The organism is Mycobacterium sp. 1245499.0 (genome assembly GCF_001673615.1).
Lineage (GTDB): Bacteria > Actinomycetota > Actinomycetes > Mycobacteriales > Mycobacteriaceae > Mycobacterium > Mycobacterium europaeum_A.
Genome location: NZ_LZMG01000088.1, coordinates 1 through 10,074, shown reverse-complemented (window position 1 = coordinate 10,074; position 10,074 = coordinate 1). Strand labels below are relative to the sequence as shown.

Sequence of the window (10,074 nt, the reverse complement as noted above, 5' to 3'; positions counted from 1 at the left end):
ATCGGGGCGGCGTCAGCGTGCCGGGCCGTAGCCAGGCACCGGCATAGGCGAAGCCACCGACGTCGACCGCGGCGGCGCCGGCTACCGCGCCCATGCCGAGCAGTGCGCGCCGTCGGTTCAGCGCACCGGAAGTCGACGCCGCGCGCGGGTCTTCTCCGGGATCGTCGGGCCGCTCGCCGCTGTGTTGCTCGCCGCCGCGATCACCGGGTTCCACGGCCGACGGTCCTTCCCATTTCTGCAGGCCACGCCACGCGGGGCGAGAGCGAAGCAGGTGGAAGCAATTCACGCACGGGCCGTTGGCCCGTGCAACTTCTAGGCTGGCCGTCACGCACATCCGGACTACGTCGCGGCGCCCGAAATCGTTCAGCGTTTTGAGCGTGGTACGCCGCGTGTCCTACCATTGACTAAACACTTGTAGCTGTATCTGCATTTACCAGCGCAGATCGACGGGGTGCGTCTCCTCCGTAGGCAAGCGTGTTCCCGCGGGGTTGAATAAACAGCCCCCGGATACGGCAGTGGCTGTTCAGAAGGCTAGCGGTGTCCCGCAAGGGACCGAATGTGAGTGATAGACCATGGGCGAACAAACCGGCGACTTAGTCGATCCAACCGCTTTTGAAGTGGGCAAACACCAGGTAGACCAGGCGGTCGTGCTCAGCGTCTCCGGCGAAGTCGACATGCTCAGCTCGCCGCTGCTGGCCGACGCGATCCAGACCGCGCTGGCGACCAAGCCCGCGGCCTTGATCGTCGATCTGTCCAAAGTCGGTTTTCTGGCGTCGGCCGGGATGACGGTCCTGGTTTCCGCGCAGGCCGAGCTCGAGCCGCCGACGCAGTTCGCGGTGGTCGCCAATGGCTCGGCCACCAGCAGGCCGATCAAACTCATGGGTATCGACAGCGTGCTCTCGCTCTACAGCAGTCTGGACGGAGCGCTGAGCGGCATCGCTGGTGAGTGAGCGTCGACAGGGTGGCAATGCAACTGGGAATGACGGGACGCGCTGACCAGCCGCAGAACGTGTCCAACATCGATGACCGATCCCGCTTCGTACGGACGCGTGTGGTCGCCGACGCGCGCAGCGCGGCCCGCACCCGCGCCGAATTCGCGGCGTGGCTCGAGCGGTACTTCTCCCTTGACGACGACCGGTTCAGCGATCTGCTGCTGGCGGTGAACGAGGCGATCGCCAACGCCGCGGAATTCGCCTACGTCGACGCCGCCGAGCGCGGCACGCTCGACGTGCGGGCAGCCTACGACGCGAATGCCGACACCCTCGCGGTGACCGTCGACGACCGCGGCCGTTGGCGACAGAAGGTGCCGGTGCAGCGCCAGCAGCAGCGGCGCGGCCGCGGCATTCCGCTGATGGAGGTGCTCGCCGACGCCGTGGTCATCGAGCCCACGCCGCAGGGCACCCGCGTCACGTTGACGTGGACCGACGTCAACGCCTGATCAGCCCGCCAGCACCTGCTGGATGCGTTCTTCCCGCGGCAGCACCGGACCGTCGTCGAGGGCTTCGTCGATTCCTAGCTCGGTGAGCCCGGCGCTGGTCAGCAACGAGGTGCCGTAAGCGGCCAGCACGAGTTTCTGGTCCGCACTGTGCCCGTCCTCCACGAGCATCGCGCCGATGAGGCAGATGACGGCCATCTTGAACGCGTTGAACGCCCGATACCAGGGCCGGTCGGTGACCGTGATGCCGCTGGCCGACTCGTAGTGCGCGAGCAGCTCATCGATGGAAAGGGCCGCGGGGTGGCTGGTGATCCCGACCGGCTGCATCCACAGCATTTCGAGCCACCCGATGTCGGTCAGCGGATCACCGACGGTCGTCATCTCCCAATCGAAGACCGCGCTGACCTCGCCGCCGGAGAAGGCGAAATTGCCCGGTTTGGCGTCCCCGTGCACAAGTGTGACCTTCGGGTACGGCGCGGGCTCGGCGGCGAGCAGGGCCTCGTGCAGCCGCTCCAGGGCGGGCAGGCGGTCGCGCTTGACCCGGTTCATCTCCGCGGCCCAGTGCACGAGCTCGCGGTCCAGATGGTCCGAGCCGTCGTCGAGGGTGTCCAGCCCGGTCCGTCTCAGGTCGACCGTGTGGATGGCGGCCAGCTGTTCGACCAGGCTCTGACACATTCGCACCACAGCACGGTCGGCGTCGGGCGGCGGCTCCATTTCGTAGACGTCGCCGTCGACGCGTTCCATGACGAAGAACGGCCTGCCGAGGATGTCGCCGGTGGGCTCGAGCCACAGCGCTCGCGGCACGCGGACCGGGGTTTCGGCCAGGGCTCGCAAAATCCGGAACTGGCGCGCCAGGTCGTAGGGCTCCAACAGCGCCGGTGGCCGCGGGCGCAGCCGCAACACGACGTCCTGGTGGTCGTCGCGCCCATCCGTGCGGGTGACGACGCGCAGTGTCATCATCTCGGCCGAGTGCCCGAAGCTCACCCGGTCGACGCCCTCGAGACGGACGTCGTCGGCGTCCGGCAGCTGCGTGCGCAGCCAGCCACCGAGCCGCCGTTGCAACTCATCGCCCAGCGTCATTGGCGCACCCCCGCGTCATCCGCGGGCAGTCGATCGACCGGGGTTTTGTCCTGGGTGAATGCGGACATGTCCATCGCCGCCCAGTTGGGGTAACGGCGATAACCCTGGCCGCCCAGCAGCAATTCGAAGATGCCCCAACCGGTCTCGCCACCCCGTTCGAACCGCATCAGCTGGTCCAGGGCCATCGACTTGCCCTCTGTCTCGGTCAGCTGCTCGGGATCGCTGCTGTCCCAGGTGAAATGGATGAAGTATGCGCCGCCGCCCAGGTCCTCGTACTGGCAGTGCGCCATCGGCAGCCCGTAATAGGCGTTGACCTCGAGGTGCGGCGCCTCGGCGATCACCCGATGGGCCTCGCCGTCCTCATCGGTGAAGACGAGCACCGCGCGGGTGGGCCGCTTGCGGTCGCCGTCGAATTCGACCTCGTGGGAGATCTTGACGAATCGCTTCGACAAGGTCCCGTCGGCATGCGTGATGCCGCCGTCGACGTAATTGACCGCGCCATCGGAGGATTCGATGATCCACGCTTCGATGGCATGGTCGCCGAAGCCGGCGTCGAGCCACAGCCAGAAGTCGATCTTGTCGGAGATCCGCACCCCGAAGGTCCGGTCACGTCCGCCGTGGAAGCCGTCGACGCTGATGCGTTCCCCGTCGATCTGCACCCAACCACTCCACCGGCCGGGTTCTTTCATGTGGTACATGTCCGCGAGCAGTTCGCCGTTCTTGCCATGCACTTTCATGGGCAACAACTCCCACATCGGGGCGGTGGGTTCGTAATAGAGTTCCCATTCGATTCCGGAGTTGTTGGGCCCGATGTCCAATCGCCACTTCTTCAGCGGCTCGACGCAGGTCCAGCGCATCGGCCCGGCGCGCAGCTCGGCGCGGTCATCGCCTGATAACGGCCGACCGGACAACAGGTCCCAGTGCCGGCCGTCGGCGAGGCTGACCTTGACGTAACCCAACCCGCTGGCGGTGTTCGGGTTGTTGCCGTAGCCGCTGGCCAACAGCATGGTGCCGTCCGGCGACGCGGCGAAGAAGTAGCACCGATCCGACCACGTCGGATCGGTGTCGTGCACCTGGTCGAACGTCGTCGGCAGCTGGTGGGTGAAAGACTCGTCCGCCGCGGAGTACCCCATCGATGGCCCTTTCTGGCTCGCTGACACGTTGTGCTGCAGGAGGATTCGTTAGCGGCTCAGGCTGGGCCGGATTCTGCTCGCGTCAGATAACAAAGCAGCACAACGCATCCCGTAACATCGCCGCCATGGAACCGAGCCGGCGCTGGGGCGACGACCGCGCGATCCTCGATGACGAGGAGGCCCGTCGACGAATCCTGGATGCCGCCGGCCGCTGCATCGTCCGGCGCGGCAACACCCAGTTCCGGATGGGCGAGGTGGCCGACGAGGCCGGCGTCTCGCGGTCGACGGTGTACCGGTATTTCCCGGGCCGCGATGACGTCCTGCTGGGCCTGATGCTGTCGCGTGTGGACAGCGCGCTCGCCGAGTTGGTGCGCTCGCTGCCCGCCCCGGACGACCCGGTTCGATCGGTGCCGGAGATGGTGCTGGCGCGGGTGGAATCGGTGGACGGCAACGCGCTGAACGAAGCGTTGTTCGCCGCCGAGAGCACCGCGGTGGCGTCGGCGCTCGAGAAGGGTTCCGAACCGATCGTGGAGCTGCTGCTGCGGCATTACGGGCCGCTGTTGGACCGATGGAAAGCGGCGGGGCTGCTCTACCCCGACGTCGATTTCCGGTCGATCGTCCAGTGGTTGCACACCGCGACGCTGTTTCTGCTGGCGCCCTCGTGGCGATTTCGCCCCGCCGCGGACAAACGAGAATTCGTCGAGCAGTTCGTGGTGAGGGCCTTGGTGCCACAGATCAGACAATAATCGTATATTGTCTGATGTCCAGACGTTCGATCGATTTTGTCCGACGCCGCTGGTGTTAAGCGCGCAGCACTGCGGCCGGCTCGCAAATCAGGATGGATGGACATGAAAACTCCTGTGGGACAAGCATTTTCCATCCTCGGCTTAGCCGCTCACCTGGGCCGCGGTGCCGGGCGGGTGGCCACCGACGCGGTGGTCGGAGGCCGATTCGGCCTGCCACGGACGGTCGAGGACATCGACCCCGCCACCCTGTCCCGGGTCATGGGGACCACCGTTCGATCCATCCGCGTGCTGAGCCGCGACGCCGGCACCTCCTCGCGTGGCCGGCTGGTACTGACCGGCAGGGAGGTCCCCGACTCGGTGTTCGTCAAGGTCGCGGCGCAGGCCGCCGCCACCCGGCTGATGGGCGAACTCGGACGCCTGGGACACACCGAGGTCCGCTTCTACCGGGAGCTCGCGCCGCAGGTCATCGGCGTCCCCTACTGCCACGGCACGGCGTTCGACCCGTGGACCGGCCGATACCTGCTGGTCCTCGAGGACCTGCCAGCGGAGTCGTGCGAGTTCCCCGACACGCTGCACCCGCTGTCGGCCGACCAGGCCGGCCTGATCGTCGAGCTGCTTGCCGAACTGCACGCCACCTTCTGGGGGCGGCTGCCGCGCGACGGGCGCGGGCCAATGGGCTGGCTGTACACCCCGTCGGGCGACGTCACGTCGCTGTTGACCGGGTCGCTCATGCACACCTCCATCAAGCGGCTGGCCGAGCGGACCACGATCCCGGTGGAAAACGGCAAGTTCATCGCCGACAACTACCGCGCCGTCGCGGCGCTCATCGACACTCCCCCACATACCGTCATGCACGGCGATGCCCACCCGGGCAACATGTACTTCCACGGCGGCAAGGCCGGGCTGCTGGACTGGCAGGCGGTGCGCCGTGGACACCCGTCGCGCGAACTGGCCTACACCCTGATCACCAGCCTGACGCCGGAGGACCGCCAGGCCAACCAGCGCGAACTCCTCGACGACTACCGGCGGGCGCAGATCGCCGCCGGCGGACCCGCGCTGGACCGCGACGACCTGTGGCTGCGGTTCCGCCAGGCCGCGTTGTACGCATACGTCGCCCCGCTGATCACCACCGGGATGGGTGGCATGCAGCTCGAAGACATTGCGATGGAAGGCCTGCGGCGCGGCGTCGCGGCACTCGATGATCTGGAAACCGTCGACGCCCTGAAGGGCTCGCTCTGACGGCGGACCAATTCGGCCGGGGCTATTGCCTTCGTCGCGCCAAGAGTTACGCTACCTACCGTAGCGAAATCCGGCGTGCCTCGCGCTCAGCCCGTCAGGGACAGCCCGCGACCCGGCGAAGGGAAGTCTCATGTTCGACCTGAAGATCATCGGTGGCACGGTCGTCGACGGCACGGGCGCGCAACGCTTTCCCGCCGACATCGGCATCAAGGACGGCAAGATCGTCGACGTCGTTCGCCGCTCCGCCGACGGCCCCACGCTGACCGGCGAGGCGGCCGAAACCATCGATGCGACAGGTCGCGTGGTGGCGCCCGGATTCGTCGACATCCACACCCACTACGACGGTCAGGTCAGCTGGGACAGCCTGCTGGAGCCCTCCAGCGGCCACGGCGTGACCACGATCGTGACCGGCAACTGCGGCGTCGGCTTCGCGCCCGTGCGGCCCGGCACCGAGCAGTGGCTGATCGAGCTGATGGAGGGCGTCGAGGACATCCCCGGGACCGCGTTGACCGAGGGCATCACCTGGGGATGGGAGACCTACCCGGAGTACCTTGACGCGGTCGACAAGCAGAAGTTCGCCGTCGACGTCGGCAGCCAGGTCGCGCACGGCGCCGTCCGCGCCTACGCCATGGGCGAGCGGGGCGCGCGCAACGAACCGGCCACCCCCGAGGACATCGAGGCGATGGGCCGGCTGGTCCGCGAGGCGATCGAGGCCGGGGCGCTCGGCTTCTCCACGTCGCGCACGATGGGCCACCGCGCGATGGACGGTGAGCCGGTGCCGGGCACCTTCGCCGCCGAGGAAGAGCTGTTCGGCCTCGGCCGCGCGATGGCGGCCGGCGGCCACGCGGTGTTCGAGCTGGCCCCGCAGGGCGCCGCGGGCGAGGACATCATCGGCCCGAAAAAGGAACTGGACTGGATGCGGCGACTGAGCGGCGAGATCGACCGGCCGGTGTCCTTCGCGCTGATCCAGGTGGACGCCGACCCGAAGCTGTGGCGGGAGATGCTGGACTTGTCCGCGGACGCGCACGCCGCGGGCGCCCGCCTCTACCCGCAGATCGCGGCGCGCCCCTTCGGCATGATGATCGGCTTCCAAGGTCATCACGGGTTCAGCCACCGGCCCACCTATCGCCGGCTGAAGGCCGAATGCAGCCGCGACGAGCTCGCACAGCGGCTGGCCGACCCCGCCGTGAAGGCGGCGATCCTCGCCGAGGACGACCTGCCCCCCGACCCCACATTGTTGTTCGACGGCATGTTCGCCCTGGTGCAGCACTCGCTGGGACGGCTGTATGCCCTGGGCAATCCGCCGGACTACGAGCCCACCCCGGACCGCACCGTCGCGGCCATCGCCGAGGCCCGCGGCGAGGACCCGTTGTCCACCCTGTACGACCTCATGCTGGAGTCGAACGCGACCAACATGCTGATGCTGCCGCTGTTCAACTACGCCGACGGCAACCACGACGCGATCCGCGAGATGATGCTGCACCCCGCCGGCGTTCTCGGGCTATCCGACGGCGGGGCCCACTGCGGGATGATCTGCGACGCTTCCTATCCCACGTTCCTGCTCACGCACTGGGCGCGGGACCGGCACCGCGGCGAGAAGCTGTCGCTGGAGTACGTGATCCGCAAGCAAGCCCGCGACACCGCGCACCTGTTCGGTCTGACCGACCGCGGCACCATCGAACCGGGCAAGAAGGCCGACATCAACGTCATCGACATGGACGCGCTGACACTGCATCCGGCCGCGATGGCGTTCGACCTGCCCGCCGGCGGCAACCGAATCCTGCAGGGGGCCAGCGGTTATGCCGCGACCATCGTCAGCGGAACGGTGACCCGCCGCAACGACGTCGACACCGGGGCGCGCCCCGGCCGCCTGGTCCGCGGAGCGCGTTAATAGCTCCCGCGATGGCGACGGCGGCCGGCAATCCGGCGCGGACCCGCGACGAGGACGCCATCGGCGCCCCGCCGGAGTGCCCGACGCTGGTGCCCGCCGAGCGTTACTACTCCCCGGCCTTCGCGACGCTCGAGTCGCAGCGGATGTGGCCGAGGGTGTGGCAGCTGGCCTGCATGCTCGACCACGTCGCGGCGCCCGGTGATTATTTCGAATACCGCTGCGGCCCCTATGGGGTGCTCATCGTCCGTGACGACGACGGGGTGCTCCGCGCGTTCCAGAACGTCTGCCGGCACCGCGGCAATTCGCTGTGCACCGGATCGGGTTCGGGCCTGCACGAACTCAAATGCGGCTATCACGGCTGGACGTGGGACCTGGCCGGCGCGCTCAAACGGGTGCCCAACCGCAAGGGCTTCGGCGCGCTGCGCATGTCCGACTTTCCGCTGCTACCGGCGCGCGTCGACACCTGGGCGGGGCTCGTCTTCGTCACCCTCGACGCGGGCGCGGTGTCCCTGATCGAGTACCTGGAGGCGGTGCCCGACGACATCGCCTGGTGCCACCTGGAGGATTTCCACTGCTATGCCACCCTGACCGTCGAGGTCGACGCCAACTGGAAAACGATCGCCGACGGATACAGCGAGACCTACCACATCCAGACCCTGCATCCCGAACTGCTGCGCTGCGTCGACGACATCCATGCACCGCAACGGATTTGGGGGCACACCGGGAAATCGGACCAGCCCTACGGTGTGCAGAGCCCACGGTTTGACGGTGCGCTGAGCGACGAAGAGGTCTGGGACGCCTACGTCTATACGCAGGGCGCGCTGATGGGCGCGGCCGAAGGCACCCCCTTCCCCGCCGCGGAACGCCGGCCCGGGCAGACGGTTGCCGACCTGATCGCCGACCGAACGCGGGCGTTCGCCGCAACCCGCGGCGTGGATCTCAACTGGGCTGACACCGATCGAATGACCCGATTGCATCAGTACAACGTGTTTCCTAACATGACGCTCCTCGCCAACGCCGACCACCTGACCGTGATGTGCGCGCGCCCCGCCGCCGACCCGTCCCCCGACAAGGGCGAGCTGGTCATGTTCTTGATGACCCGAATGCCGCCGGGCGCGCCGCACACCAAGCCGACGGATGTCCGCATGGCCGCCGAGTCGGCCGAGCCCGGGGTGGTGCTCACCCAAGACATCGCGGTGCTGCCCGGCTTGCAGCGCGGCATGCACCAGCCCGGCTTCACTCACTTGGTGCTGTCCAGCGAGGAGCGCCGCGTGATCAACATGCATCGCAACCTGGAGCGCTATCTCGACCTGCCGGCCTCCCAGCAAATGAGCGGCGGCGCGGCGAAGTGATCTGTCCCAACATAATTCGTGTTCGCAGCGCAAAAGTGGCGCCGGGCGATTTAGAATCCCGCTTGTGATGACCCCGTCTTACCCCTGGGGGGACGATCGAGGGCAACTTGCGCGGCGGCTTCGGCTGCCATATGAATCGCTCCGCCGGCGGCGGGCGCTACGTCTGAGCCAGAGCTTCGAGCGGGTGGGCGTTCGAACGGCACCGGAGCGATTACGCCAAATGCTGGAGGGCGCGCCGCTGGCCGCCCACGAGCTGATGAACGTGAACTTCGCGCTGATCGCGATCCGGCTCGACCGCGAATTGCGTGCCGCGCGCTACAAGAGGCTCAGGCAACGCGGTACCCGGTCGCTGATGCTCGCCGGCCTGATCATGGTGGTGCTCAACTTCCTCATGTGCATGGCCTACGTCATGCTGAACCTGGCCGAGCAATCGGCGCCGCTGTAGGTCTTCAGCGGGGGGCGACGATGCCGTTGTCGTAGGCGTAGACGATCGCGGCGGCACGGTCGCGCAGATCGAGCTTCCCGAATATCCGGCCGATGTGGCTCTTGACCGTGACGCCCGAGATGCACAGTTGATTCGCGATCTCCGTGTTGGACAGGCCCTGTCCGATCAACGTCAACACGTCGAGTTCGCGGGTGGTGAGCTCACCGATCGCCGTGCCGCGCGGCCCGGGAGCGGCCTTGCGGTAGGTGGTCAACACCCGCGAGGTCACCGCGGGATCGAGATAGCTGTCGCCCCTGGCGACGGCCCGCACCGCGCGGATCAACTCCTCGGCCGACGAGTCCTTGAGCACGAAGCCGGCCGCACCGGCGCGCAGCGCCCCCGATAACAGCTCGTCCTCGTTGAAGGTGGTCAGCGCCAGCACCGGCGGCCTGCCACCCAGCCTGCGCGTCGCCTCGATGCCGTCGACGCGGCGCATCCGCAGGTCCATCACGACGACGTCGGGCCGGTGCTCGGCCACCGCGGCGGGCACCTCGTCTCCGTCGGCGCACTCGGCCACGATGACGAAACCGTCCTTGCGGCGCAGGATCCGGCGCAGGCCCGACCGCACCAGGTCCTGGTCATCGACGAGCAGCACAGCGACCTCGGGGACGGTGTCGATCACGCCCTGCACCACCCTGGCCGCCAGGCGGTATCGCCTTCCTGCAGCGGTATTTCGGCGCACACCGACCACCCGTCGCGGGTGGGGCCGACGTC

The 10,074-nt window shown here is 67.8% G+C and carries 10 protein-coding genes and 1 pseudogene; 7 read left to right on the top strand and 4 right to left on the bottom strand.

Annotated elements, in window-relative coordinates; translation table 11 throughout:
- Nucleotides 1-214, bottom strand: a pseudogene (locus A5646_RS04835) (catalase); the annotation flags it as partial.
- A gap of 358 nt (nt 215-572) precedes the next feature.
- Here A5646_RS04835 and A5646_RS04830 point away from each other — a divergent pair.
- Together A5646_RS04830 and A5646_RS04825 are read left to right on the top strand one after the other, a co-directional pair.
- Nucleotides 573-950 (top strand): STAS domain-containing protein, encoded by a 378-nt coding sequence (locus tag A5646_RS04830; RefSeq protein WP_066869897.1) that lies wholly within the window; start codon nt 573-575, stop codon nt 948-950.
- 59 nt (nt 951-1,009) lie between these two features.
- Nucleotides 1,010-1,438, top strand: coding sequence for an ATP-binding protein (locus tag A5646_RS04825; protein ID WP_082984634.1), 429 nt, complete (start codon nt 1,010-1,012; stop codon nt 1,436-1,438).
- Here A5646_RS04825 and A5646_RS04820 read toward each other — a convergent pair whose 3' ends face one another.
- Together A5646_RS04820 and A5646_RS04815 are read right to left on the bottom strand one after the other, a co-directional pair.
- Complete coding sequence (locus A5646_RS04820) at nt 1,439-2,515, bottom strand: phosphotransferase family protein (protein WP_067020255.1); 1,077 nt, start codon at nt 2,513-2,515, stop codon at nt 1,439-1,441.
- Complete coding sequence (locus A5646_RS04815; protein WP_067020251.1) at nt 2,512-3,648, bottom strand: hypothetical protein; 1,137 nt, start codon at nt 3,646-3,648, stop codon at nt 2,512-2,514. The genes A5646_RS04820 and A5646_RS04815 overlap by 4 nt, the downstream gene beginning before the upstream one ends.
- Before the next feature lie 125 nt (nt 3,649-3,773).
- Here A5646_RS04815 and A5646_RS04810 point away from each other — a divergent pair, with 125 nt between their 5' ends.
- The 5 genes from A5646_RS04810 (at nt 3,774) to A5646_RS04790 (ending at nt 9,321) form a co-directional block, all read left to right on the top strand.
- Entirely contained in the window at nt 3,774-4,394 is a 621-nt protein-coding gene (locus A5646_RS04810; RefSeq protein ID WP_066861958.1) for a TetR/AcrR family transcriptional regulator, read from the top strand.
- A 102-nt stretch (nt 4,395-4,496) separates the two neighbouring features.
- Nucleotides 4,497-5,633: a phosphotransferase gene (locus tag A5646_RS04805; protein ID WP_197505122.1), complete on the top strand. Its 1,137-nt coding sequence runs from the start codon at nt 4,497-4,499 to the stop codon at nt 5,631-5,633.
- 130 nt (nt 5,634-5,763) lie between these two features.
- On the top strand, nt 5,764-7,524 hold the full coding sequence (locus A5646_RS04800) for an amidohydrolase family protein (protein ID WP_067020247.1): 1,761 nt from the start codon (nt 5,764-5,766) through the stop codon (nt 7,522-7,524).
- An 11-nt stretch (nt 7,525-7,535) separates the two neighbouring features.
- The gene (locus tag A5646_RS04795) at nt 7,536-8,876 is read left to right on the top strand and encodes an SRPBCC family protein (protein ID WP_067020244.1); all 1,341 of its coding nucleotides are present in this window, start codon (nt 7,536-7,538) and stop codon (nt 8,874-8,876) included.
- Nucleotides 8,877-9,060: 184 nt separating this feature from the next.
- On the top strand, nt 9,061-9,321 hold the full coding sequence (locus tag A5646_RS04790) for a hypothetical protein (protein WP_066861940.1): 261 nt from the start codon (nt 9,061-9,063) through the stop codon (nt 9,319-9,321).
- 4 nt (nt 9,322-9,325) lie between these two features.
- Here A5646_RS04790 and A5646_RS04785 read toward each other — a convergent pair whose 3' ends face one another.
- The gene (locus tag A5646_RS04785; protein WP_066861989.1) at nt 9,326-9,982 is read right to left on the bottom strand and encodes a response regulator transcription factor; all 657 of its coding nucleotides are present in this window, start codon (nt 9,980-9,982) and stop codon (nt 9,326-9,328) included.
- Nucleotides 9,983-10,074: the final 92 nt, after the last annotated feature.

What these genes read in the sequence shown, in the direction of transcription:
- A5646_RS04830 (WP_066869897.1), top strand. Translation starts at nt 573, where the DNA reads ATGGGCGAACAAACCGGCGACTTAGTCGATCCAACCGCTTTTGAAGTG.
- A5646_RS04820 (WP_067020255.1), bottom strand. Translation starts at nt 2,515, where the DNA reads ATGACGCTGGGCGATGAGTTGCAACGGCGGCTCGGTGGCTGGCTGCGC.
- A5646_RS04815 (WP_067020251.1), bottom strand. Translation starts at nt 3,648, where the DNA reads ATGGGGTACTCCGCGGCGGACGAGTCTTTCACCCACCAGCTGCCGACG.
- A5646_RS04810 (WP_066861958.1), top strand. Translation starts at nt 3,774, where the DNA reads ATGGAACCGAGCCGGCGCTGGGGCGACGACCGCGCGATCCTCGATGAC.
- A5646_RS04805 (WP_197505122.1), top strand. Translation starts at nt 4,497, where the DNA reads ATGAAAACTCCTGTGGGACAAGCATTTTCCATCCTCGGCTTAGCCGCT.
- A5646_RS04800 (WP_067020247.1), top strand. Translation starts at nt 5,764, where the DNA reads ATGTTCGACCTGAAGATCATCGGTGGCACGGTCGTCGACGGCACGGGC.
- A5646_RS04795 (WP_067020244.1), top strand. Translation starts at nt 7,536, where the DNA reads ATGGCGACGGCGGCCGGCAATCCGGCGCGGACCCGCGACGAGGACGCC.